We start from the raw sequence: 24,795 nt of genomic DNA, 5'->3' as shown, positions 1-24,795 counted from the left end.
ATATACGCCATGCCACTAGCATACGCCGATCTGCAGCCCGGCGGAATCACAGACGCGACTTTTCGCACAGTCTGGATCGAGTTTGAGGAATTAACCGCTGCCTCGTATTGTGGTGTGTGGAACAAGAATATCGGATCAGGCTGTGCAGTCTTACCCTATCGGCATGATCTTACCGGTGCCCGGCTCGGGGCGTCTGGTTCTATTCGAAGCGTATCCGACGAGGGATGTCATTCACCGCGAAATCTGGGGGCGAGAGGTGTTCTTGTTCGACGCCGGCAACCGGCCCGTTTGGCAGATCGCGCCGGAACCAGGCGCGACGGACGACATGTACCGGAAATTCGATGCGACCCGCCCCGCGACCGACACCTTCTCCGCCATCAGCAATATCGAAGGACGATTTTATGCAAGCCGGATCGGCGGTGACACCTTTGTGATCGATATGACGACGGGCGCTGCCTCTTATAGTGGCTGGGCACGGACATAGCCCTTCGTAGCGATCAGATCGCGGGATTGTCGATCTTCGCGCGAGCGTTCCCACAACCAATCGAATTCGGGAATGTCTGGGTTGGGAAGGAAAGCGGATGGGCCGCTTTAGCGCAAATCGGGCGGTAAGCCGTCATTCGTTTTTACTATACATCGCTATATTCTTCCAATAAATGGATCGTATTCCCCCGGTAACAGTAAATCGGAACTCCTCCGACGCCACCCTTCAACCTCAACTGAATGCAAGTTTTTTTGGGGAAAGAAATATAACGGGGATATCGGTTCGACATTGCCATTGATGGGGTCTCGTGCACCTTCGTTGCCCACCGCTGAGCGGCATCCTGTGCCTGTGCGATTGACCCGTTCCAACTAGGCAACCGCCTCTCACGCTCAAGCGCACGCCACTCACCGGTCTCAAAACCAATCGCAAATGTGCCTACGATCGCAAGTGAGGCGAGGATGATCTTGGATGCCCTGTTCATAAAAGCATGAAAGCATTTTTAATGTCCGTTTCCAAGCTCACCATAAAGGTTCACGAACGGCGACAATTGGGCGATCCCGGCCAGCAAGCCTTTCCCATTAGTATCGGGTTAGAGGAATGTCCGAGACGGGAAGGAAAGGGGACAAGCGGCTTTCGGGCGGCATTAGAGGTTATTGCCCTCTCTTACATCCTCCCGCGCTTATTCCGAGCGGTGACTTTGGGATCGTACTGGCCGACCTGCTTTCGCCTGTTCCGCACGTCGACGATCAGAATTCCAATGGCGGCAGGAACGATAACAAGCTGCGGGTTCTGAAACACGCCCTCGCTTGGAACATAGCTACCCCACCAGAGGAAAGCCCCGATCACCGATCCAATGGCTATCCCGACAGTCATATTCCATGGCTTCATCCGGGCAGCATCCCGCATGTGCTCTATGACCGCAAGTGGGCGTCAGCGGAATGGCCGGGATGGGCAGGAAAGCGGACGGACTGCTTTCGGGCGCGAGAAGCCGGAAGCGGCCACTGCCTATATGAGAGCGATTCGTGACTGCACGCGCTGAGCCACGATCGTCAGCACTCCGCGATCGTCGTTTGCCAAGGTCAAATAGCTAAGAGCATGTTCGTAGTATACCCGCAGCGACGACCCGTTAAATAGGAGGGTTCCCTCGACGAAATCCTCGTCCACAATATAGTCAGGAAGCGAGACGGAGCGGATCGGGTGTTGTGCTAAAGCCTCAGCGATCTCAATTAGCATGGCCCGGAACGGCGTCGCATAGTTGAAGCTGTCCAACACCCAGAAGGCGAGTTCCCAACCGCCTTGTGGATCAACCTTGATCTCTAACGGGGCTCTGACCTCAATCATCGACGGCATCATGGCGACTATCGGGCACCCCGTCCAGACTCGCGGACGACAACATCTGGGCGTCAGCGGACGTTCCGCCGGTTGAGGTACGCTTGCTGTTCAGCGGCTTCTTCGTCGGAATAAACGTATTCCGCGCCCGCCACAGGCTCGTAGGAACCGAAGTCTAATTCGTCGTATTGACGCTGCATAGCTTCGTGCCAAGAGTCCGCCGAAACGCTGAAAACAAAGCGAGCGTTTGGCATGGTTGCGGGTCGCAACTCGTCATTACGCTCCCTCACGACGGCGAACTCAGCCCCATCGTCGCTCGCCCAATATTCATGCAGAAGTGTCGCCATGTTGGCACAATAACCGAACAGGTCGACGTCCGCTATTGGGCGTTTTCAGACTTTCGCTGATTGCGGTTCACACCTTGCACACCATCAGCCTGTTAGCTCATCCATTTTGCGACGGATTCCTATTAAGGGAACGTCTGGAATGGGGAGGAAAGCGGAAGGGCAGATAACTAGCGGCGCAAGCAATGAACCGAAAGCTCTGCAATAGATTAATCTTTTTTCCGAGCCGTTCGGATTTCGCAGAACTGCCGCTTACCCCCAACGCAGACACGCCATCCCCAAACCGAAAACAAGATGATCGACGGCGTTATAACGAGCAGGCTTTCGATAAAGCCGGGCTTGTCGTTTGGGTGAAACATCGAAGCATAGCTTAGTCCCAATATCAGGGGTAGAAATGCCACCAGCGACGACAGACCGTTCACCCGAGGCCATCCGGTTCCTAAGTCGGCATCAATCCAGCGAACATACCCCCGCCACATTTACATCACTCATTACAAAGTATTGATCAGGCCGATCGTGAACGAACGGCAGCTATTGAGCAAGGTGCCAAGGCGCAGCCATGACCGGGATTGGGCGTAAGCGGAATGGCCGAAATGGACAGAAGAGGCTGATGGCGAGTAGCTCTACTTAAGCGAGTCGAGGCGCTCAGCTGCACAGGCGCGAGCATGCTCAACGTGCGCGGCGAGCACATCATCACCCACTAAGTCGGTAAGCTTGAGCGCCCCGTCCAGCATGAGGCTGATAGCCATAATACGGCTGCGCTGAATTTCGGTCTGGTGCATCGCGTGGGTTCTTTCTCGAACGCCTGATGCGGAAATACCAAATCAGCATCCCTGCGCTACGGCATGCTGGGCGGTTTGCAAACTAAATAAATGCCAAAGGTTTGACTTTGTATCCCGAACGGACGGACTGAAGAAGAAAGCGTAATGACGGATTACTGAACAAACGGCCGCAAGCGGGAACGCCTCAACCATCGTCGAGCGTCGGGAATTGGGCGATTCTAGTACGATCCCGCATTCTCGCGAGGGATCGAATTTCGGGAATTAACCGCCACGTCGTATGGTGGTATCGAACGAGGATATCGGACCAAGTTGTGCAGTCTTACCCAATAGGCATGATCTTACCGGTGCCAGGCTTGGGGCGTCTGGTTCTGTTCGAAGCGTATCCGGCGAGAAATGTCATTCATCGGGAGATCTGGGGCCGAGAGGTGTTCCTGTTCGACGCCAGCAACCGGCCTGTGTGGCAGATTGCGCCGGAACAGGGCGCGACGGACGATATGCACCGGAATTTCGATGCGACCCGCCCCGCGACTGACACCTTCTCCGCCATCAGCAATATCGACGGAAGGTTCTATGCGAGCCGGATCGGCGGTGATACCTTTGTGATCGATATGACGACCGGCGCTGCCTCTTATAGCGGCTGGGCACGGACATAGCCCGTCCGTAGCGATCAGATGGCGGGATTGACCGGAAGGCGACGACCTAGATGGTAAGAGCTTTAGCTGCCATGTTACCAGTTGCAGGTTTAACGTTCATGCACAGCCCGATCCCAACTCAGGCGATTGACCCGCAACGGTTCTCTATCCATTTGAAACTGGCGAATGATGATTTTGGCATCGAAGGCGAGACGTTCCAACTCTATGATGTCGAGGACGCGATAGGCGCTGCCATAGAGCCTGCTGGCGTTATCCAGGGACACGAGATCGGGAACGGCTTCTTCGTCGTGTTTGTTACCGGAGCTCACCCCGATAAACTCCTGTCATCGATCCAGACCAGCCTTTCGAAGGTCAGTGTTCGTCCGGGCTCATTCATAGAGCTGTGTCGGTCTGACGGCTCTTGTTCACGGTATTTGCCCTAGCTTCGCGCGAAAACGCCCGCGTCGGAACGACGGACCCTGGCCTTGTCGTAATACGTAGCTTTCGGCGACATAGGTGTCGATTGCTGCGCCTTGCCACCTTACCGCCATTCCCAAAAAGGAAGGGCGATCGAGACTGCCGCTTTCGCGAAAGGACGGTCAGTCGGGAATGTGCAAGTCTCTAAGCCGCAGTTCGATCGAGCACGTCAGATGCCACTATCCACTTTCCGAACAGCGCAAAGCCGCACGATTTCGCAAGGGCGACGGATGCAAGGTTGTCGATCTGGCAACGATACTGCGGTTCATATCCGTTTCGCCGCGAGAATTCGCTGATCGTCAGGACGACCGCACGTGCCAAACCTCTTCCCCGAACATCGGGAAGCGTCAGCACTCCTAAGTCCGCGAACATGCCGCTTTCCCAAGGGTATGCGCTGGCGGCACTGACCAGCCGACCGCCCTCAAAGCAACCGAACACCGCCCAATGATCGAGTTCGACAAACGCATCGTCGCGGTCCTGCTCTGATGCATCGGCATGGAACGCCTCGAACGCATCCCGATCCTCAATCGTAAGTTGGCGTGCGGTCATTGATTGACCGGACGCGACGCGCGTATCCGCGGGAAGATAGAACAGATAGTCGGGATCGTGCAGGCTGACGCCCCCGCGTTCCAACAGGTCCTGTATGTCGGCGATCGACGTGACACCTGGCGCATTAGGATTGACCCGATCGATCAGCTCGGGTCGCAATACGGTTCGCACCCGGCCATCAATCCCTTCCAGCATCATCGCCGGGCGTTTGGGGTTCAATTTCTCGCTTACCGCCCACGTCGAGCTGCCGTCACCAGCGAACGCTTCATGCCAGTAGTCCAGAATGGGCTTGGGGAATATCGTCATGAGGCTGCACTACCATAGCGGCTCACTGCCCCGGCACTCCACTTTCCCGGTGGGATCAAGATTTGTGACACGGTTAGACCGTGGCTGGCGTCTGTCGCCTTGCGAGCCAATCACGATGAACTGCGATGCTAGACGCGAGCCAGAGCGCACCAGCGGCCATTAATCCAGCGACCTTGCCGCCTGTGGGGGCGTCGACAATGAAGCCCATGATCGCTGCAACAATTAGCGCCGTTCCAAGAGCATAGAACGGACGAAAGCCGCCAGTAAAGGCGATTGGCAGGAAATGGAGGCCGACGACCAACGCCATTGATGGTAACAGAAGGTCGGGTCGGTGCAGGTTCACTACGATGTTAGCGGCTAGGAAAAGGCCGACGCCTTCACCAATGCTGCTCCACATGATGGCTCGTTCTTCTTTCGGTGACGGCTTGATGCCCTCGCCAGGGGTACGGATGACATAGCTCGCGGCAAGACCGATCACCATGAATCCCAAGAAGGGCAGCGCCAGAGTGATCCCGGACAAGTGCCATTGCCAGTAAAGCGTCAACGCCGCGAACACCGCTCCGAAGAAGCTCATAATCAGCGCGCCCCATGCCCCCACAGACGGTCCCCCTTTATGTTTGATAGGCCGATAGTACGTCTGCAATTTCGACAGGTCGAGAAGGATACGCCCGTTCTCGTTTGGGATCGAGATTTAGGAAGCCGGCCAATAGTTGCGGTGGCCACGCACGCCGGTCTATCTAACAGTAATGAACACCGACCTGTCATTGGGCAATCGGCCCGATCTCGCCACCGAACGCCTATCCCTTCGACGTCCTGACGATCGCGACATGGACGCCATTGTAGACGTGGTCGGGGATTGGGAAGTGGCGCGCCGCTTGGCGCGTGTTCCGCATCCGTATGGCCCGGCCGAAGCCCACTTTTTTCTAGATCATGTCGTGCCTGCCGAATGGGTATGGGCTATCACTCTGCGAGGGGCCGACACGCTTCTGGGCGCGATCGGCCTGACGCCGGAAGAAGGCGCTGACGCCGCTGAGTTGGGTTATTGGCTATCCCCTACCAAATGGGGAAGTGGCATCACGACCGAAGCCGCAAGGGCCGTCGTTGCCTTTGGCTTTGAAAGTCTCGGTCTTCCCGTCCTCACGTCTGGCTATTTCGAGGGTAATCCCCCTTCGGGTCGGGTGCTCCGCAAGCTCGGCTTCGTGGAAGTCGGGCGCGTCATGCGGCCTTGCCTTGCGGCAGGTGGCGAGGTGCCGTCGATAAGGATGGAACTGGCGCACCCGACGCGAGGATAACTACGGGCAAAGGCCGCTTATGCAGCGTTCCCGCCAACGATCGAATTCGAGAAACCGCTGGCGTTCTCAAAACCCTCTGCCGCAGGGACGGAAAGGTTATTCTAGGCCCGCGCACGCCCCCCCTAACCGTTGCCCGCCCTGTGGTGAGCTATAGCCGATCTCCCTTCCATCCTGCTTGGCGATCAAATATTTCAGACGCCGATCCACGCTTGACCCTGCGTCGATCACCCAAGCCTCCACCCGTCCTGTCGGCGTCTTCACCACTTCGGTTTCCGTAACGGCGACCGTGAATGCACCTACGCCACGGTCATACTGGTAGAAGGGCAGTGTAAAGCTCTTCCCAATAGCCAGCGGCATCGCGGCAAAGGTCGGGCCGAAAAGGTTGCCGTCCCAAACGGGACTCGTGAAAGCCTGATCGACCGCCACACGGTTGCGTTGCCGATCTAACTTGTACCCCGTGACACGATCGGAGCCGTAGGACAGTTCGGCGTGGGGTTTGCCGTCGCGCGTCGTCGTCAGGCTGATCGGTCGCAAGGTGCGCGCATCAAGCGCGAAAGCGTCGCGCAGATCGAACCGGCCGTTGGCGAGACGCTGATGTATCACGATCCGCCAGATCGGCCGGCCCTCCAACTTGTCCTTGCGAACAGATTGCCACGTCGAACCGATCACGGGGGAGCCTTCGGCCGATGATCCTACGATGGCGTAACAGGCTGAATAGGGCCTCAACCGCGTACCATCGGGTATAGCCGCCAAGCCCGGCCGGTTCAGCTTCTCCGCGAAGAACCGTACCACCTCCGTGTCGAAGCGGGCATGAAACATCGTGCGGTCGAAATCCGGCGCACTGGCGCATAGCTGCGGCATAGTAGCGGGTTCGGCACACGGGGCAAGGAAGTCGAAATGCCCCGCGCCGGAGACGGCATGGAAATCGGGCCTGATCGGCAATGCCGCGCGAACCGCATCCGCATAAAAGGGAGCCGGCAAAATCTGATCGTTATCGGCACGCCAAAGTTGCACGGGGATGCGGACCTTTTCCAGTCCCGCATGGTCGAAAGTAAAGCCTATTGCCGGTGCAGCGACGACGATCGCCTTGATGCGCGGGTCCGTCATCGGCGGCCACGCGGTCGACAGCGTTCGAGGCTGCGACTTGAGGAGCGTACATACGAAGAAGGCGGGATGCTTCGCGCAGTGATCGGCAAAGCGGGTCATGTCCGGCTTCCCTCCGGCAGCCGCCAGAACCGTGAATCCACCTGCTGAAAAACCGAAGGCTCCTATGCGGTCGGGATCGATGGCAGCGCGCCCCGGCCAAGCCTGCAACATGTACGAGATGGCAGCACTTAGCGCGATCGGACGCCCCTCTATCAGCGTCGCTCGGCTGTTGTCGCGCCAGTTGTCGCCGGGGTGGGTGAGCGCGGCGACGATGAAGCCAGCGCGAGCGAGCGCTACGGCGGTATCAACATGACCGGCGAAATCGCCTCCGGTGCCATGTGAGATGACGACCAGGGGGTGCTTGCCACCCGGCACAAGCGCATCAGGCAGCACATCTTGGGCGTAGAGGCCGAGCCGCTGGTGAACAGGCGTGCCAGTCGCCGGATACCAGATACCCACTTCGATGCCCTCCGCTGTCACCTGGCGCTCAAAGCCGACCTGCACGGACTGGGCTTCGGCCGCAGGAGTGGTAGCGGCGAGGAACAGTGCGGCAATGGCGAGGCGCAATGACATAATGAACTCCGTAATGGCGTGCGCCTCGATGACGCGGCACAAACTCTTGCGGAAGCTGTCTATTCGCGAGTGGGCGAACGGGTACGTCAGTCGGCAAACGGGTTTCGTTCGCTAACGTGATCGCGTTAGAAGGTAGAGTGACCCACCCGCCTTCCCTCGTTCTTGATCGCAGCCGAATGGCGACGCCCGTCGTCCGCTGGGTTGGCTTAGCTGTCGCTATTGGCGCTCTCTTGGCGATCCTCGGACCGTTCGGCAGCTATTTGAACGGTGGCCCGGTCCGGCTGCTCGCCTACTGGATCGGCGCGATGTTGCTTGGACTCGGGCTCTACGGCGCGGCATTCAGGATCGTCGGCATATGGACCACCATCGGTTCGCGAACCTGGTGGCTCGCCCTGATCGGGGCGACATTGCTCGCCAGCATACCCGAAGCCTTGGCAACGCGTGTGGCAGCGTTCTGGCTATGGCCCGAGCTAGCGCGGCTCGACCTCTCACTCCCGCGCTGGTTCGCGCAGACGGCGACGATCGGGGTGATTGCGATGGCAGGTGTCAGCTTCGTCCTGCGTCGCTCCGCGTCGGTATCTCATGACGATCCCGTCTCGCCGCCCCCGATCGATCCGATCGCAACACCGCTGGGCGGGGAGGTGCTGGCATTGCAAATGGAGGATCATTACGTCCGCGTGCATCGCCCCGCCGGTTCCGAGCTGATCCTCATGCCTCTCAGCCGTGCGATCGAGGCGGTCGAGGCAGATGGGTTACGCACGCATCGCTCGTGGTGGGTTGCGGCCCATGCGGTTGCAGCCGTTGAAGGAGACGCCCGCTCGATGCGTCTGCGGCTGTCCAACGGCATGGTCGCACCTGTCGCGCGATCCGCTGTGACGCGCCTCAAGGCGGCTGGATGGATCAGGGACACTGATGGCTGTGTCGCCTAGGGCGCATGGCGCGATTGGCTATCTCGAAAACGATCGAGAAATGGGAGTTGATGGGTTGGTCGTCTATTCGCGCTGTATACGACGATCCCATGCCGCCCGCTGATTTTCTTGTGCGGCTAAGGGTGGAACATTGCTGGCCTTACGGACGGCATCGGATAGCAAGCCGCGTTGGTACGGCTCCTGTGTGAATGTGGAGGTCGGCCGCGTGAACTGCGTGCCATATATCTGCGGTCGGCCGCTGTACTGAAGATAACGGTCGAGGGTTGCCGCCCCGATCCACGTCGCGTCCGAGCGTCCGCGTGCAATAGCGATCATCGCCAATGCGTGTGCTCTCATGAAATCGTCAGGCTTCTCGCCATGCTGAAAAACGAACGCAGCATGATAAAAGTCGTCTCCGCTCGACAATCGACCACTATCAAGTAGTTTTTGCGTCTGCTCTCGCCGGGCGCGATCCGCAGGGAGAACGACTTTCCAGTCAATGTGCGCCGGATCGACGCGATCAGCTTGGTCGGCAGCAAAGATGGCGGTCATAGCGTCGCTGGTCGATCGAATGGTGTCAGGGATATACCCTCGATCAGTCTGCCACGGACCCAGTCCAATAGGTGACGCCACCCGCGTCAGTTCATATCGATTTGAATTGAAGGCTGCCCACTGCATGCTGGCGTGATTCTCGCCGTCCGCATGGATCGCGATATGATCCGGCGCACCCCCAGGCCAAGGATTATCGAAGACAAGCTCGACGCCATCTTCAGTTTTACGCGCCTCGCGAGAGCGTCGAGTAGTAGTGTCAGCTTTGATGTCGTTGAAATATTCACCGTTGGTGTCGTAGCTGCTTGGCTGCGTCCACGATCCTGTCCAACCCTTGCGACTGCGCGACACTTCAAGAAGCATTAGCGTAGAGCCCTGTGCGCGGAGTGCCCATATACCTGCAACATCCGCTGCGCACGTTGGTGCAGCACCGCCGATTACCGCCAAAACGGTAACACAAAACTGGATAAGCATTTTCACTAAGCGATCTTGGCCGAAAGATTGAGGGCGTCAATATCGACGCGTCGCTGTTATCGGTATATCTTCCACACGCGCCAACCGCTGGGGTGGGCGGAAGTGGCCGGATGGCATTCCCGAAATTGATCGAATATCGAGAAAGCTGGCATTCGATGCCGCGCCTGATATCGTTTGCCGCATCGTCGCTTGTAGCCAACAGGCGGGTAACCTGGAGGGTACATGCTGATCCTAACGGCCGCTTTGCTCGTGGCTCAACAAGCCATAGTCGGATCCGAACAAACGGAAATCGTGGTCATTGGGCAGCGGTTGTCAAATTGGACAGGTAGGTATGCAATCCGGGGGAGCAAGCTACGCTGTTCTACCAAAACTTCGAGTGGCGATCAGGATATCGACACTCTTGGTTGTAGAGCGTTTGAGGCCTGTGCCGATCAGTTGGCATCCCGAATTGCCGCAACCGACGAAAAATCTCTTCCAAAAGATGTTCGCGTTTCGATGAAGGAAAGCGTTAAGCGCGATCTTTCTATCTGTGTTGCCGATAAGCGGGTAGTTTTTATAGGAGAGCTTGCAAAACAGCGCCAAGGTATTCGTGGATCAAAGCCTAGTTAGCTTCTGGATTAAATATCTTTCCGGCGATGCGGCTTAGCACCGTAATTGGATCACGACCGTTACCATATCCGTACTGAGCCGCCTCCTGCCTGTTGCAGCGCCTCTCGCCTTCGAAGATGCCACATCGGCCAGCAGGTCTTAAAGCATCTGAACCTGTCATTGCTTCACCAACGGATCGACCTCGGTCGCTTACCCGTTCCTCTGGAAGCGGCGATCTATAATTCCTTTTTATTCTTCCACAGATGACAATTTCGTCTCCCGACACGTCATCGTTGCATCGTTCGAACGTGAGGGCAGACAGCGCGGCGCTGCGACGGTTCGGTATCTTTGCAAGGTCGAAATTTTGAGCATCGGATAGAGCCGGCGCTGTTTGTAGAGCGACAAGTATCCAAAGAACCATGTGCTAAGTAACTTTCAGGTATACCAGCCAGCATCAGACTTTACATTTTCTCGTTCGAAACTCAGGTTATTTAATATTATATAACTTGTTTAAAGGCTCTTACTAAAACCGCCACTTAAAGGTTACTGCTGCAGCAGGTGCCACGACAATTGGGCTTGGTCCCTGAATAATATGGACCTTTGTTTCTGAATTGAGCGGGCCGGTGAACTCTCCGCGAAGTGGCTTCCGTGCATATCTGGCCTCATCGGCTGGAAATATCCAAATGTTCATGTTTTTAGGAGCGCAAACGATTATGTCATCTGACGGGCTGCGGTCGGCGCAAGTTGCGTTTTTGTGGTGAACCTTTTCAAGATCGAATTCAGTAATATTCGGTGTAATGACAGTCTGACCACTAGATGCTGCAAAAAAGGCAGTCACGACCGTAGCGATCACGTCAATGACCACGAAGCATTCCATACTAGCACGACCTCACCTCCCAACACGGTGTTAATTACTGCGTTGATTGAGGGCGGCCATGTTGCATCCATCTTCGGCATCATTCGGGGCAATAACATTTCTGGCTTGAGGAAAATTATTGGTTAGTCTCCGTCCGCAGTCGCCGTGCCTCCATTCCGATCAACGATCGGGTTTCGTGAAAGGCCCAAGTATAGCTTACTGACCAGGATCAAGCGGCAACAATGGTGACACCTCTTCGATTTTACCCTCATGTCCTACTGTAAGCTGCATATTTCTCTGACCATTGGCGAACGACAATTTGAACACGTCGCCTCCCGTAAATCTGGCCGCTCGGTAGAAAATCACCGAACGCAGTTCTCCAAGTTCGGCAAGTTCGGCGCGGAGCTTAGGAAGCGTCTCCTCGATACGGGAAGCATATTGCGGTGCCACGATGGCCTGGATCGGGGCGCCGTTGGCGACAGCGCCGAGTAGCTTACGCAACGCCGCCTCCGATTGGGGTAGAGGAGCGGTTCGCGGACTAAAAACCCGTTGTGTAGAGGCAGTGGCGATGTCTGCGACGGGCTTTGACCCTGTTTTCAATAGCGCTGTGCTTAGGGCGGAGTCGAAGGTGACGGCCACGTCTGGCCGAACGCCAACGCCGTCCCAGTTGGTCTTGGTTATCTGATTTTCCGCTCGGCCGATCGGGATAACTGCAGTGAGACCATGGCCTAGGTCGCTCAGCCCTGCCGGATTGGCCCCACCTCCTGTTGTTTCGCCGATCAAGGTTCCCCGCTTGAGCGCTTGAATGTCGTAGGCGAACTCCTCTCCTCCCGAGAAGGTATCTCTGCTCGTGAGCACGTAGACAGGTACTCTCAGGAAAGACACTGGCGTGCGAACGCTTCGGAAGCTCAGCCGCGTTGTCTCATTCGTCTTTGCGGTTCGAAAAACGATGTCGCTGATCGGCAGATCAGGCGCAACCAAGAAGCTCAGGAGGTAAGCGACCGATTCCGGGTCACCGCCATGATTCCTCCTGACGTCGATGATGAGCGCGCGACTGCTAGAAAGACCAGACATCGCAGCATTGATAACCCGCTTGAACGAGTCCAACTGGGGAAAGCCAACCACTTCAATGTACCCGACGCCTCCCGCCAACTTGTCCGCGCGCGTGAGCCCTGCTTCAGCACTTTCCGGGGGCTTGGTCTGTGGTGCCGGGGGTGCATGCGGCCCCTCCGGACCAAAAATTTCCAAGTGCGCGTCGTGCGTGATAGCGACCGCGTCGATGAACAATTTGCGTGCAAGATCTGTCGCCGTTTTGGCGCCGTCGTACTTGCCTGCGCCTAGCGCCGCAGTCACCTGTGCCGCTACCTGATCACCTCTTTCCGAATAAATATACCGCTCTCGCATCTCGCGGGCGAACGTGTTCACGATCTCACGACGTGTGGCTGCGTCAAGGATCGGAGCCGGTGAAGGCGGAGCCGTTTGGGCATTGGCAGACTGCGGCATGGGTATAGCCAGCAAAGGAAGGAGTATCATGAGAACATCGCGACGACGGGACATCGATTACTCCTTGGTCGATTTCAGGTTGGCAAGGCGCGTTGGGATCGGTGAAGCATCAAGTTGAGCGTCGAAGCGATCGAGGACCGAGATCAAAGAAGCATCAATGTTTGCAAACAGGTCATCGAACATCGCTTCCAGATTCGCATTGAAAATCCGAAGCGCGGCAGCCTCATAACGCGCCTTGTCGGTCGGGCTTAGAACTCGCCGCCGACCATCGGACGGATCCGCGTTGATCTCGACCAAACCGCGGCTTTCAAATTCCCGCGCCATGCGGACGATGAGCGGGTGCGACAATCGCAGGCGTCGCGAGATATCCACCACCCCGATCTGTTGATGCTCAACGATCAGCAACAGCATTGAAGCGCCGCGCGGTGGAACGTCGAGGCCTAGCTGGAGAAGAACGCCGCTTATCTGATCGACGATACGGTCCGACGAGCGGCGCAGTCGATGCGCTAGGAATGCGCTTCCGTGAGACTCGATATAGTCGGCCATCGTCAAAGGATGTTCAGTAACAGGGTACGTGTCAAGTTACGGATATTGGGTGGCCGACCTATCTGGGGCCGGTTCTTCCGCTTTCAAATTCCTAAAAACGAACGCCAATTGAGAAGCCTATGGCGTTCCCGATCGGGAACGCCAGCCAGGCAGTGCTCGTTACCGGGTGCTCTTCGGCGGAAGCTTGAACTTGACCCGCTGAACACAGCCTCGACGGCCTGAATCGCTTTCTACTACCCGCGCATTGGAAAGCGCATTGCGCGCGGTATCGCCGAACGCCTCGTCCGGTTCAGAACCTAGAACCCTTACGTTCCCTACCGCTCCCCATGGCGCCGTATCATAGCCAATTACGGCCGCCCCTTCGATTCCGCGGCGCCAGAACGCTCTGGGGTAGGCGCTTCCGTCGAGAAGACCCGGGATCGATTTGGGATCCACGATACAACCGGGCTGGTCTCCAGTATCCAGGGGCGTGTCTGGCACCGGTACGGGGGCCGCCAGGTTGGCGCTTCCGTTATGGTAGAAGTGATAGGTGCATCCGTGAAAACCCGCTCCCGGCTCATAGCGGTTGGCCAGCAAAGCTTCTCGGCCGGCTCGCTCGAGCCCTGTATCGCCGGACGTACCCAATGTCTGGACGTTGCCAGGCTTACCTGCGGCGTTCACGTCGAATGCCAGAAACACCCAAGATGGTCGGCGCGCCGGTTGCGACAGTTTTTCGAAGGCCGGCAGGTTAAGACGCCGGTACTGGCCTGGCTCGCGGGGGCAGTTTGAGTCTGCGGGGCGAACTCGTTCAAACAGGGCAGGCGCGAATCCTATGGAGTCCGGACGGCTCGCCAGTTCGTACAAATCCGGCATCGACGCCTTCTCGATCGGCGTGACCGATACCTTGAAGGACACGCTGCATTTTGCCTGCGGCATTCCGGTTGGAAAGCTCGAAGCCGCCAGCGCAGGGGCAAGATCGCTCGTGTCGACATACCAACCCGGCGATTCCGTCCTATCACGGCGGATCGTGCGGGCGCGCCCCTGCGCATCGATTACGAAGGAGAACCGATATGTGGGTGAGGGGCTTTCGGTAACGGCGGGACCGTAACGCGTTGCAACGGCTGTGAAAGGCCGAACGATGTTAGCGGCTACTATCGGCTCGCCTGAACAGGTGACATCGCTGGCGGTGAACGCAACGACCTCCGTCCGCTGTGTGGCGAACGGTACCGGAGGGGCAGGGACACTGAGCAGCGCGAGCAGCGCACCAGGCATGGCGTGATCTCCAAATTTACGACATCGATTATCCCGCTGGCGGCAACGTGCCTAGCGATCTCACCAATGAATAATCCTCGGCGAGCACAGATGATAGCCGGCCTGGAATTCCACTTTCTCAAAATATGTTCTCATTGTTCATTCTCATTGAACGCCAACTTTGTTGACTAGCTGAGAAGGGTCGAACCATGACGATCGACGACGCACTGCGCGCCTATGCCTCCGGACACCGTTCGGCCAAGGAAACGAAGGACCGTACCGGGCTGGGTTATGTTCAAGTCCTAGACGGCCTTGGCCGGCTAAACCTTCGCGTACCACCGCCCGCCTTCGACGGCCCCGACGGCGACGCGCTGCGTGAGAGCGCAGATCGCTTCGCCGCATTCCGAGGCAGGCGCCCTAACATGGCGGATTCCCCGCTGATGCTCATCGGATATGCCCGGGTCTCGACATCTGACCAGAATTTGACGTTGCAAACGGACGCTCTGACCGCTGCGGGATGCGAACGGATCTGCAGTGACAAGGCGAGTGGCGCGAAACCGACCGTCCGGGTTTGTCAGAAGCGTTGAACGTCGCTCGCCGGGGAGACACGCTCGTCGTCTGGAAGCTCGACCGCCTTGGCCGTTCGATGAAGGGCCTTGTCGAACTGGCAGCTGACCTTGCTACCCGCGGTATCGAGTTACGGTCCCTAACCGACGGGATCGACACAGCGACGCTGACCGGCAGGTTGCTCCTTCACATTCTGGCGTCGATCGCAGAAATGGAGCGTGAGCTGATCCGCGAACGCACAATGGCCGGGCTACTGGCGGCCCGTCGCAAGAACGGGCCGGGCAGGGGGCGCAAGTCGGTCCTGACGCCAAAGAGGGCCACGGCTATGAAGCTGCTCGCTGCGGGCGATCGTCCCCGGGACGTAGCCGAGGCGATCGGCGTCTCGGTCGCAACCTTTTACAGGCATTTTCCGGCTGGTGGCAGCGAGCCGGGCCCTTGAAGAACCGCTACCTGCGCATCGTGCCCTTTAGTGGCCATGATCGCCGTCTGATGACCCTGGAGGCCCTGAGGACGCGCCTCCAGGGACGTAGACTGCATTTCCACAGGGGCTCGGCTCCCGTTTTCCGGGAAGCTATGCCATGGCTTATTCGGCTGCCGTTTCTTCGGTCTTGCGCTTGCGCGGAGCCGGGGTGGGCTTGGCGTCTGCCTTGGCTGCATTGGTTTGACCGGGCTTGCGACCCAGGCCAATGCTTTTCGCCATCGTGCGACGTGCTTCCGAATAGGTCGGAGCGACCATGGGGTAATCAGCCTTCAGGCCATAACGCTCACGATACTCCACTGGCGTCATGCCGTTAGTCGCAAGGTGGCGGCGCAGCGTCTTGTACGGCTTGCCATCGATCATGCTGATGATGTGATCGGGGCTGGCAAGCGACTTACGCGCCGTCACGGCCGGGGTGTATTCTTGAGCAGGTGCCTCGGGTTCAGCAGCCGTAGCGTTTCCGCCGACCAGTACCGAAACAGTTTCGTACATTTTGTTCAGGAAGGCCGGAACGTCGTCAGCATTGGTACGCGTGTTGGGGTTTGCTAACCACGCGATGGTCAATTCCGTGGCGAGCTCAACGGGGTTCAGATCGAGGGTAGTGTCAGACATAGCAGGGCTCCATTTCTGGAGGCGCATCTAGGTATTTGATTGGTTGCTGGCAATCTTAGTTTACCCGAGGCCACATATTTAAGATTGGTGCATGGAAGGACCGGAAAATGCGGTGATCACAAATGGTTCGATATGCAGATCCTACTCACCGCCCACTTGATGTCGGGCCTGCTAGCAACGCGCCGCATCGGACGTTTAGTGGCACAGTAACGTACTTCTCCGCTTTGCATCTCGATCGTGGCGGACCGGTTGGTCCGGCTTCACTACTGGCCACGCCGGCCCGGCTTTGTATGACCGGAATGGTTGCTCACGAGGCACTCTGGTATGCGCCCATTTTTGCGACGGCGGGATTAGCTCGCGCTGATAGTTTCCTCGGTAGATTCGGGATGACATACCGCCGATCCTGCGCGTGAGGTATCAAGCTTGGGCGGATTGCAAATCTTTTTTGATCGCAAAAGGATTTGTTAGTCTTGTCAGCGGCATAGGCGCTGAACATGCTGGAACGACGAACCATCCGAGGCGCCGCCTTTCGCATCGGTCGCCGTGCCTCGCGTCTCGCGCAAAACGAGATAGGTCCGGGGCCGCAATTTGCATGTTCAGAAGCTCGCGCTCAATGCTTTGCTGACCTTGTTCAACCAGATGATGGGTTGACCAGCCTTAGCGCTGTTTCCGAGCTCGAACGAAAGTCGCGGCTACCGCAGTATATAGCTGGCCCCAAGGCCGTGATCATATTGCTCGTGCTGGCAGTGACACTTTGCCTTGGCACGCTCATCTACGTTCAACATGCCAACAGCCTCATCGTTGACCATGACATGCAGACGGCAGTCTCATTGAGCGAGCTTGCCGCGCGCTTCGACCACGAAGATGGCAACCTGTACCGCCTGCTGGTTGATGCGTCGGCTAACGGCCGCGCCGCTGACAGCACCCGACGCCTGATCAATATCCGCCATAGGATCAGTCAGATCAGCGCCGATCTGGCCAGGCAGCGGGAGGCGCTCGACCCTCGGGACATCACTCGTGCTACCCGGGTCGTTGCAGAGCTCGGCAAATATGATGAAGCGGTTGGAGTGGTGTCGTCGATGCTGGAAGTCGACTTCTCCACTAGCGTTGCCATGCTGCGCCCGTTTCGTGCCAATGCAGACCGTGTGCTGGCCGAGGTCAAGGCAATCGCAGCCTCCGGCATTGCCGATGCGCACCGTCATGCCGAGGATGCTGCGTGGCGGACGCGATGGCTTGTCGCATTAGTTACGGCTGCGGTGCTGATCGTCGCCGGCCTATCCTATGCTTGGCTCGCATTGGCAGCCGAACGTGGTGTCCAACTGACAGCGGAGATCACGCGCCGCGGTATCGCCGAGCAGGAGGCGCTGAAGCTCGCACGCACTGACGCGCTGACAGGTCTCGTTAACCGACGAGAGTTCGGTAACGCGCTTGAGATTGCCATTGACGCTGCCATGACCGCTGGCAGAGGATTATCAGTGGTGCTGCTTGATCTCGATGGCTTCAAAGATGCCAATGACATGCATGGACACGCTGCCGGCGACACGGTGCTCATGACGGTTGCACACCGACTGCATAGCGTCTGTGGGGATTATGCCACTATTGCGCGCCTGGGCGGGGACGAGTTTGCTATAATCGTGCCAGACGAAGGGAGCACAGGCGATGCCATGGCGTTGGCCTACCAAGCTAGTCACGTGCTTCATCAACCGCTCGCCTGGCGCAGTAACACGATTACGGTCGGTGCCAGCATCGGGGTCTCCCGCTTCCCGAATGATGGGGTCGCTGGGAGCGAGCTACTGCATGCAGCAGACATCGCGATGTATGAAGCCAAGCGGGGCAGCAAGGGCGGCGTCTGCTTATTTTCCCCTTCAATGGAAGCCGAGCGGTTCGAGCGCCGACGCATGGAGCAGGAATTGCGCGATGGTATTGGCCGCAGCGAAGTAAAGCCGTTCTATCAGCCAATCGTCCGTTTCTCAGATGGGGGGCTATGCGGCTTTGAGATTCTGGCGCGCTGGCATCATCCTCGTCTCGGGCTACTAGCGCCTGACGCCTTTATCAGACTTGCCGATAGCACTGGCCAGATAACGGCGATGACCAATTCGATCCTGCGACAGGCGTGTATTGATGCGCGCCAGATCCCCGCTCACTTGCGTTTGGCTTTGAACATTTCGCCGACCCAGTTCGAAGAACCGGGACTGGCCGAGGCACTGATCGCCATCATCCTCGCTGAAGGCGTCTCGCCATCGCGTTTTGAGATCGAGATTACCGAGGATGCGGTGATGGATGACATCGTCGCGGCCGAACGTGTGCTGGCAACCTTCCGCCAAAGCGGGATATCCGTGGCACTGGATGATTTCGGTACTGGGTATTCCAGCCTATCCAACCTGCGACGCCTCCGGTTCGACAAGATCAAAATCGACCAAAGTTTCGTCACATCGCTCACTGACAGCGTCGAGAGCGAGAAGATTGTCGATGCGATCATCTCGCTGGCGCTCAGCTTCGGCATGAAGGTTACGGCCGAGGGTATCGAGGACGCGGCGGTAGCAGCGATGCTCTCACTAAAGGGATGTACCCAGGGGCAGGGTTACTTATTCGGCAAACCGGCATCATTCACTGAAACTGTCCGATTGTTCAGCACAGCCTGTCAGGTGGCCGCCTGAGCAAAAACAGGTGCCGTCCATAGGTTTCGAAAAGACATAGCCACAGGCCAGAACGGTTCATTCGATCCGCCGCCACATTCCCGGCGGGTATTAACCACTGGCACACATCCCGTTGCTATCCGGCGGGACAAACGATCGGGATACGTGTGAAACATCTATCTTTCCTCGCGGGGCCAGTCCTCGTCACTAGCATGATTTGGCCAGGGGCGACGGCCCCGTCGGCTGTTCTCAACGTCCCCGTTGCCGCCCGTATCATATCATTCGTTCAACCATCGCCTGTCGGACTGGTACCGGTCGGCATTGTTTATCAGCCCGGCAACGCTGCCTCGGAGGCGGAGGCGTCTGACATGGAGCGCATGTTGACTGGTGGCTTCACGCTGGGCCGTGCGACGCTCCGCACGCGGCGGGTGGCAGTGAGTAACCTAGGCCAGCTGACTGGCACGAAGGCTGCGTTCGTTACCATGGGTCTACGCGCGCACCAGGACGAAGTGGCCGCAGCTGCCAGCGCGCAATCTATTTTGACAATCACCGCCGACGCTGGCTGCGTCGTGGCGGGAAAATGCATTGTGGGCATCAGCGGAGCGAGCAAAACACAGATCATCGTGAATAAGGCTGCGGCGCGTCGAAGCGGTATCAGGTTTGGGTCCGCTTTCCTCATGCTCGTCAAGGAAATCTGATCATGGGGCGCCTTCTTACCCTTGTGGTCGCCACCGCAATCGGTGCGATTGTACCCACCGGGCTCGATGCACAGATCGTCGACTATGCTGCGTTGGGTGACGCCTTCGGTGAGCCGATTACGACCAGCGTGACTGGCAAGCCTCAGCGAGCGTCTGAAGCTCCCGCCTCAATTACTATTATTACGCATGACGAGATCGAGCGGTCACCAGCCCGCAGTGTACCGGATCTCTTGAAGGCTTATGCCGGAATTGATGTCAATCGCTGGACCGCGGGCCAGAGTGACGTTGCCGTTCGCGGCGGTGTCCAGACCTATAACGCCAGGCTACTTGTTCTAGTCGACGGGCGACAGGTCTATCTTGATCATTACGGCATGACAAACTGGAACCTACTTGGTGTGCAGCTCGATGACATCCAGCAGATCGAGTTGGTCCGAGGTCCTGCTACTGCGCTGTTTGGCTTCAATGCCGCCAGTGGTGTCGTCAACATCATCACCACTAACGCTGGTTCAGATCCGCATCTTGGTGCAACTGCAGAACTTGGTACCCATAGTTATACCCGCATTGGCGGATCGTTCACCATACCTGTTAGCCCAACTATCGGCTTGAAGGTAACTGGCGGACATCAAAAGGAAGACGAGCGCGCGATCCCAGGTGCACTTTACCAGCCGCCACGTACATTGGGCATCTATGCCGATCAGGTGAGCGCGACGCTGGCAATTCAGGCTGGCGCCTCAACCTCCATCGAACTTAATGGTGGGCTGACCGGCAACCGGCAACTGGAATTCTTGCCGAGCCAGATTCTGACCGAGCAACGGTTCCGCAATCAGACCGCCGGACTACAGGTGAACCACGACACCAACTGGGGCAATCTCTCTGGCCGCGTCTACACTAATTGGTTGCAGGCGGACTATGGGATTACCACGCCCATTTCTGACCCCTACAGCAGCGTTGCCGATCTTCGTACGAGCAACCGCATCACCGTGATGTCCGCGTCGGCGCTCGTTAGAATAAGCGCGGCAGACACCCTTCGAATTGGTACCGAATACCGCAACAACCAGCTCGGCTCCGACAGTCTGTTTTCACATCGCATTGGTTATCAGGTTGCAGCGGTCAGCGGAATGATCGACATTCGTCCGCTTGCCCGCCTCTCGCTGACGGGCGCTTTGCGGCTCGATCATCTTTGGTTGGGTCAGGGGGGGGCGCCGGCAGCACCTCAGATTGATCCTGCCTCAGCCTATAACCGCACGATTACGCCGGTCAGCTTCAACGCCGCTGCAACCATCCAGGTCAGCGAAAATGGCCGGTTCCGGGTTAACGGCGGACGTGGCCTGCAGTTGCCATCGCTGATCGGCTTTGGCCTACGCGTGACCGTTCCGGCGCCTGAAGTTCCGATCCCGGTATATCTAACTGGCGATCCCCGTCTTGCTCCAGTCACCGTCTGGAATGCTGAGACGAGCTATTCGCATAGCTTGGCGTCAGGCCTAAGGTTTGATGCATCCCTCTTTTATACCCGGACCGACAAGTTGATCGCCTCGCCAGGGGGGTCTGTTGATGTAACGGTAGTGCTGACACCGGAACCGATCGCCGTCACTCGGTTTGCCAACGTGGGAAATTTTGAAAGCTACGGCGTTGAGCTGTCAGCGTCCGGTAAGATCGCGACCAACTTCGGTTGGTCATTTAACTACAATGTGACCCGGGTGGATGAGAACATCCCGGCCAACCGTAATACCACCTTCTATGCTCTCTTTCCTAAGGCGGCCACACCGCAGCATCGGGCCAATCTGAGCCTCGATTATGCCGCAGGTGGATGGTCAGCGACCACATTGGCGCATCTCACAAGCGCCAGTCGCCAAAGCAGTTTTCTTCCGTCGACAGAATTGGCGATGATACGCGTACCGGCAGCCATTACGGTCGACGCTAAAATTGCCCGGATGCTAACACCAAGGGTGTCGATCCATGTGGCAGGAGAAAACTTGACACAGGCTCGTGGTGCTTACGGCTCTCCAATACCGGCCGATCGTCGACTTAGATTGGGAGTAAGTGCTAAGATATAAGCTAAAACGTAGCTGGTTGCATGATGAATGGTCGGAAGGGCGACGGTTTCGCTCCCCATCGATCGACGTTCTTGATCATCACCCCACCTGTTCGAAACCACACGATTGTCGTCAGGCGGCAGGTCAGGCGACCAGGGCTGCCCCAATCTGTGGATGGCACATGCGACAAACCCTGTCGCTTTGTCCGATCGTGCGGAAACCAAGATCCGGAGGTTTTCCGTCACCTACCAAAAAGGGCGGGAAGTCACGCTTAGCGTCAATCGGGGTATACCCTGAGTGAGCATGTTATTTGAACACAAATCCCGTTCAAACAGGGTCGGTAACAGCGAAATTGAACACTTCATTCTGGAGTTCTAAACCCTGCTTGCACACATAGGCGTCTTGCTTACCGGCGTGGATCGCGAGGTCGGCCTATGCCTTCGGAGGGCGATCGTAGGATTTGTAGTCGATGGAATGAGCGTCGGCACGCATTGCATGTTTGACGCTCGGTTCGCGGCTGCCATCAGATCAACGTCACCTACATCGCGGCAATCGATCCACCATTTGGCATCGGTGATCCGAAGGCATGCGTTACAGTCGGCGTCGCTGTTTGAGTTGGTTAGCGCTGCGAGCCGCGTGTTCCTGATCGTTGACGCCCAGCTGATTTGCCGATCGGTCCCAGTCAGCGGCGGAAGAACAAGGTGTGAGACGGCTGCGCTGCTTAACGCTGCCGCAGCGACCTCCTCAGCCTTCTTCTCCGCAACGAAGCAGTCACGACAGATAGTCGTCTTCAGCCACTAGGCCTTACGTTCCTGCTGGCTTTCAAAGCCGGTGAGATGATGAGCCTGCTCATGACCGCAGGCATGAATGATCCGCTGTTCCATGGTATGGATGATGCCCGCTCGTGGTTTGTGCGCAACGCCAATGAGTCAGGTTGAATCAGAATTGCGGCCAGTGGCTGGCGACTGAACGGGACAAATGTCCAGCCAACTAAGCTGGCGCAACGCCGTCAGCGTTCACCAGATCCGGGCCAACCAATGTGCGAATGAGCCGGACGCGCTTCTCTACCAGATCTACGGGGGTTCGATGCAATTCCAGCTCGTAGCGGCCACCGACATCGCGGCGAAGATAGAAGGCTCCGCCATCGCGGACCAAGGTGCCTATCTCATTGATCCTGGTACCAATCGCTATGTCGTCGCTCCGTTGATGATCATGCAAAATTGCGGGAGATCCTTAAGGCAGCCGATGCTCCTTGGTAGTCGCCTGATCCTGCTAATTCGTTCCCGACCGGTCTCTAAAGACTGATATTCCGTCGCGCCATTTCAACGAATGCCATATCCCCGATTGGCGAGCGGGGCTCGGCTTTAAAGATGTCGGCCAAATCGAGCAGATCCTCGTTGGAAAGGTTCGCGATCGAGGCTTCGATCTCGGCAAGCCGCCGCACGGCGTGATCGCCGCGACCGGCGATCCGCTTCATTCTTGTCTTGAGCATGTCGCCTTTTATCATAAACGCCGCGGGGGCGGCAGGGGCAATTACGCCCGTTGGCTGAGGTCGTTCGGCAAAAATGCACCCTATCTGCAGGCGAAAGAAGCTTCTCCAATGGAGAACCGCACCGCGTTCGGAGATATGTCGAAGCGGCAGGAACGGACAGCTGTAACGGTATACGGCGTAATCGAGGTTCCTGCGGACTGTCCGCATCTATGGCAAAACTGGTGGAGAGCGGCCTGGCCGCTTTCGGGCATCAGGTTGCCGTAAGTAGCCATCCATTCAGGTATCGATGCTCGGCCGCTAAGGGCTGAGCGCCTAGCGTAGGATCGGGACCCCCGATCATCGAACCGAACCCAGTCGCCGACGCGCACCGATCTATCGAGTTGCGGGCCAAGCCGGGTCGCGTCTAGCCTGCGCCCGGAATGGGGGACGGACAAGATGGTGGCGGCGATCGTCGAGGTTGAGGATGAAGTGGACGGCCGCAAGGCGGCCGACCGCTTGGCGAACGACTGGGAGAACCGGGATTGGGTCCCAGTCTCGCCATCGCCGGTGTGGGCACGGGCCGCGGTGATCCGCTTCGGCGAGATCATGGCCGAGCAACCCTCGATCTTCCAGGCCAGCATGAAGCGCGCCGACAAGGGTGCCAGCACGCTGAGCCCCCGGCCGTTCCAAGGCATACTCGAGTGCCTGCAGAACGCCGACGATCTCGGAGCGCAGCAACTTCGCGTCGCTTTCCGTAACCGCGGCAGACCGGAACTGCTCATCGTCCACGACGGCGAGCCGGTCACCTTCGCCAACGTTGGCGCGATGATGATCCCATGGCTCTCGACCAAGGATGGTGACGCGGACGCTGCCGGAAGGTTCGGCATCGGGCAGAGGACGCTCAACGCCCTAGGCGGCCCCATCGAACTCCATGCATCACCCTTCCACTTGGTGATGGACACCGACGGGCCGCGGCCCTGCGATCCAGAATCAGACGTCCCCAGGGTATACGACGGGTCGCGCCGCGACACGATGCTCGTCATACCTTTGTCGCCGAAGGTCACGAGCGAGGCGATCGCCGGCGCGGTGGGGGAGCTCAGCGCAGAGTCGCTAATCTTCCTGACTAGCATCCGAGAGCTGACCTACAACGACCTCGAGGATCCCGCCTGCAACCTCCGCTTCACCGTGGAGGTCGAACACGTGCACCAAGGAAGCGTCGACTTCGACGGCACTCCAACTGAGGTGGCGGTCCACGATGTCCGTGTGGTCGCGGGGGCGACCAGCGGCCTCGCGCCCTCGTTTCGACGCTACTCGATCAGGCGGCCAGTGCCGGCTGGCGAGGCGCGAGCCAACAAGGAGACGGGAGCGACCACGCCACTCGGGATCTGCGCCCCGCTTACCGGCGGGCGTCCACGAGGGCTCTACGACCGGATGCCGCTGCCGATGCCTACAGGGCTGCTGATCGGCCTCAACGCGCAATTCGATCCGGACGCCGCCCGCTCGACGCTGATACCAAACGACTGGAACCTCGCCCGCATGAAGGACCTCGGTCGACTGGTCGGGTGGGCCGCGCTCGACGCCTTCGCACGTGAAACCGCGATCGGCTGGACCCACGTCCCGCTCGCGAGCGAGGCGGGCGGAGAGGACGACTGGATCGACGCCGCGGCCTGAGTCAACAGGAGCAGACCACTCCCCGCCGCCGCGAGTGCGCCGGTTTGAGGAATTGGTAGGC

24 protein-coding genes and 1 pseudogene are annotated in these 24,795 nt (G+C 58.1%); 11 read left to right on the top strand and 14 right to left on the bottom strand.

All coding sequences use genetic code 11. The features are described 5' to 3' along the window. Positions 1 to 163 precede the first annotated feature (163 nt). The gene (locus tag O6X71_RS06545) at positions 164 to 484 is read left to right on the top strand and encodes a hypothetical protein (RefSeq protein WP_353465019.1); all 321 of its coding nucleotides are present in this window, start codon (positions 164 to 166) and stop codon (positions 482 to 484) included. Between the two features lie 1,005 nt (positions 485 to 1,489). Here O6X71_RS06545 and O6X71_RS06540 read toward each other — a convergent pair. From O6X71_RS06540 to O6X71_RS06530, 3 genes are all read right to left on the bottom strand, one after another. Beyond that, positions 1,490 to 1,834, bottom strand: a complete 345-nt coding sequence (locus O6X71_RS06540; protein WP_353465018.1) for a hypothetical protein — start codon at positions 1,832 to 1,834, stop codon at positions 1,490 to 1,492. A gap of 53 nt (positions 1,835 to 1,887) precedes the next feature. Beyond that, on the bottom strand, positions 1,888 to 2,160 hold the full coding sequence (locus tag O6X71_RS06535; protein WP_353465017.1) for a hypothetical protein: 273 nt from the start codon (positions 2,158 to 2,160) through the stop codon (positions 1,888 to 1,890). A gap of 620 nt (positions 2,161 to 2,780) precedes the next feature. Beyond that, positions 2,781 to 2,939 (bottom strand): hypothetical protein, encoded by a 159-nt coding sequence (locus tag O6X71_RS06530; RefSeq protein ID WP_334017630.1) that lies wholly within the window; start codon positions 2,937 to 2,939, stop codon positions 2,781 to 2,783. 332 nt (positions 2,940 to 3,271) lie between these two features. Here O6X71_RS06530 and O6X71_RS06525 point away from each other — a divergent pair, with 332 nt between their 5' ends. Further along, entirely contained in the window at positions 3,272 to 3,592 is a 321-nt protein-coding gene (locus tag O6X71_RS06525; protein WP_353465016.1) for a hypothetical protein, read from the top strand. A gap of 89 nt (positions 3,593 to 3,681) precedes the next feature. Here O6X71_RS06525 and O6X71_RS06520 read toward each other — a convergent pair whose 3' ends face one another. From O6X71_RS06520 to O6X71_RS06510, 3 genes are all read right to left on the bottom strand, one after another. Next, a complete protein-coding gene (locus O6X71_RS06520; protein ID WP_353465015.1) occupies positions 3,682 to 3,900 on the bottom strand; it encodes a hypothetical protein in 219 nt (72 codons plus the stop codon). Positions 3,901 to 4,192: 292 nt separating this feature from the next. Next, positions 4,193 to 4,903: a GNAT family N-acetyltransferase gene (locus O6X71_RS06515; protein WP_353465014.1), complete on the bottom strand. Its 711-nt coding sequence runs from the start codon at positions 4,901 to 4,903 to the stop codon at positions 4,193 to 4,195. A 73-nt stretch (positions 4,904 to 4,976) separates the two neighbouring features. Continuing rightward, entirely contained in the window at positions 4,977 to 5,477 is a 501-nt protein-coding gene (locus tag O6X71_RS06510; RefSeq protein WP_353465013.1) for a hypothetical protein, read from the bottom strand. Between the two features lie 172 nt (positions 5,478 to 5,649). On the opposite strand from O6X71_RS06510, the gene O6X71_RS06505 reads away from it, so the two are divergent. Then, positions 5,650 to 6,195, top strand: coding sequence for a GNAT family N-acetyltransferase (locus O6X71_RS06505; RefSeq protein ID WP_353465012.1), 546 nt, complete (start codon positions 5,650 to 5,652; stop codon positions 6,193 to 6,195). Between the two features lie 96 nt (positions 6,196 to 6,291). On the opposite strand, the gene O6X71_RS06500 is transcribed toward O6X71_RS06505, so the two are convergent. Further along, entirely contained in the window at positions 6,292 to 7,914 is a 1,623-nt protein-coding gene (locus tag O6X71_RS06500; RefSeq protein ID WP_353465010.1) for a DUF3108 domain-containing protein, read from the bottom strand. A gap of 230 nt (positions 7,915 to 8,144) precedes the next feature. Between O6X71_RS06500 and O6X71_RS06495 the strand changes: the two genes are divergently transcribed. Then, the gene (locus O6X71_RS06495; protein WP_353465008.1) at positions 8,145 to 8,843 is read left to right on the top strand and encodes a LytTR family DNA-binding domain-containing protein; all 699 of its coding nucleotides are present in this window, start codon (positions 8,145 to 8,147) and stop codon (positions 8,841 to 8,843) included. A gap of 63 nt (positions 8,844 to 8,906) precedes the next feature. Here O6X71_RS06495 and O6X71_RS06490 read toward each other — a convergent pair whose 3' ends face one another. Then, entirely contained in the window at positions 8,907 to 9,734 is an 828-nt protein-coding gene (locus O6X71_RS06490) for a hypothetical protein (RefSeq protein ID WP_353465007.1), read from the bottom strand. A 333-nt stretch (positions 9,735 to 10,067) separates the two neighbouring features. On the opposite strand from O6X71_RS06490, the gene O6X71_RS06485 reads away from it, so the two are divergent. Then, positions 10,068 to 10,454: a hypothetical protein gene (locus tag O6X71_RS06485; RefSeq protein ID WP_353465006.1), complete on the top strand. Its 387-nt coding sequence runs from the start codon at positions 10,068 to 10,070 to the stop codon at positions 10,452 to 10,454. A 502-nt stretch (positions 10,455 to 10,956) separates the two neighbouring features. Here O6X71_RS06485 and O6X71_RS06480 read toward each other — a convergent pair. The 4 genes from O6X71_RS06480 to O6X71_RS06465 all read right to left on the bottom strand — a co-directional run bounded on the left by O6X71_RS06480 (position 10,957) and on the right by O6X71_RS06465 (position 14,589). Then, the gene (locus O6X71_RS06480) at positions 10,957 to 11,298 is read right to left on the bottom strand and encodes a hypothetical protein (RefSeq protein WP_353465005.1); all 342 of its coding nucleotides are present in this window, start codon (positions 11,296 to 11,298) and stop codon (positions 10,957 to 10,959) included. A 207-nt stretch (positions 11,299 to 11,505) separates the two neighbouring features. Continuing rightward, a complete protein-coding gene (locus O6X71_RS06475; RefSeq protein WP_353465004.1) occupies positions 11,506 to 12,846 on the bottom strand; it encodes a S41 family peptidase in 1,341 nt (446 codons plus the stop codon). 3 nt (positions 12,847 to 12,849) lie between these two features. Further along, positions 12,850 to 13,338 (bottom strand): MarR family winged helix-turn-helix transcriptional regulator, encoded by a 489-nt coding sequence (locus O6X71_RS06470; protein ID WP_353465003.1) that lies wholly within the window; start codon positions 13,336 to 13,338, stop codon positions 12,850 to 12,852. Positions 13,339 to 13,497: 159 nt separating this feature from the next. Continuing rightward, on the bottom strand, positions 13,498 to 14,589 hold the full coding sequence (locus O6X71_RS06465; RefSeq protein WP_107956066.1) for a TonB family protein: 1,092 nt from the start codon (positions 14,587 to 14,589) through the stop codon (positions 13,498 to 13,500). A 419-nt stretch (positions 14,590 to 15,008) separates the two neighbouring features. On the opposite strand from O6X71_RS06465, the pseudogene O6X71_RS06460 reads away from it, so the two are divergent. Then, positions 15,009 to 15,574, top strand: a pseudogene (locus O6X71_RS06460) (recombinase family protein). 144 nt (positions 15,575 to 15,718) lie between these two features. Here O6X71_RS06460 and O6X71_RS06455 read toward each other — a convergent pair. After that, positions 15,719 to 16,225, bottom strand: coding sequence for a MucR family transcriptional regulator (locus tag O6X71_RS06455; protein ID WP_056413502.1), 507 nt, complete (start codon positions 16,223 to 16,225; stop codon positions 15,719 to 15,721). 722 nt (positions 16,226 to 16,947) lie between these two features. Here O6X71_RS06455 and O6X71_RS06450 point away from each other — a divergent pair. From O6X71_RS06450 to O6X71_RS20945, 4 genes are all read left to right on the top strand, one after another. Further along, positions 16,948 to 18,882 (top strand): putative bifunctional diguanylate cyclase/phosphodiesterase, encoded by a 1,935-nt coding sequence (locus O6X71_RS06450; RefSeq protein ID WP_162236998.1) that lies wholly within the window; start codon positions 16,948 to 16,950, stop codon positions 18,880 to 18,882. A 347-nt stretch (positions 18,883 to 19,229) separates the two neighbouring features. After that, positions 19,230 to 19,559: a YfiR/HmsC family protein gene (locus tag O6X71_RS06445; RefSeq protein WP_353465002.1), complete on the top strand. Its 330-nt coding sequence runs from the start codon at positions 19,230 to 19,232 to the stop codon at positions 19,557 to 19,559. A gap of 2 nt (positions 19,560 to 19,561) precedes the next feature. Further along, positions 19,562 to 21,613 carry a TonB-dependent receptor plug domain-containing protein gene (locus tag O6X71_RS06440; protein ID WP_353465001.1) on the top strand — a complete coding sequence of 684 codons (2,052 nt, stop codon included), beginning with the start codon at positions 19,562 to 19,564 and terminating at the stop codon, positions 21,611 to 21,613. Between the two features lie 957 nt (positions 21,614 to 22,570). Then, the gene (locus O6X71_RS20945) at positions 22,571 to 22,897 is read left to right on the top strand and encodes a hypothetical protein (RefSeq protein WP_435368447.1); all 327 of its coding nucleotides are present in this window, start codon (positions 22,571 to 22,573) and stop codon (positions 22,895 to 22,897) included. Here the strand turns inward: O6X71_RS20945 and O6X71_RS06430 are convergent. Then, the gene (locus O6X71_RS06430; protein ID WP_353465000.1) at positions 22,887 to 23,069 is read right to left on the bottom strand and encodes a hypothetical protein; all 183 of its coding nucleotides are present in this window, start codon (positions 23,067 to 23,069) and stop codon (positions 22,887 to 22,889) included. The two genes, O6X71_RS20945 and O6X71_RS06430, sit on opposite strands and share 11 nt — an antisense overlap. 453 nt (positions 23,070 to 23,522) lie before the next feature. Here O6X71_RS06430 and O6X71_RS06425 point away from each other — a divergent pair, with 453 nt between their 5' ends. After that, entirely contained in the window at positions 23,523 to 24,734 is a 1,212-nt protein-coding gene (locus O6X71_RS06425; protein WP_353464998.1) for a sacsin N-terminal ATP-binding-like domain-containing protein, read from the top strand. Positions 24,735 to 24,795: the final 61 nt, after the last annotated feature.

The organism is Sphingomonas faeni (genome assembly GCF_040407505.1).
Classification (GTDB): Bacteria; Pseudomonadota; Alphaproteobacteria; order Sphingomonadales; family Sphingomonadaceae; genus Sphingomonas; species Sphingomonas faeni_E.
The sequence above is the reverse complement of the archived record's forward strand: the minus strand, read 5'-3'. Positions and strand labels throughout refer to the sequence as shown.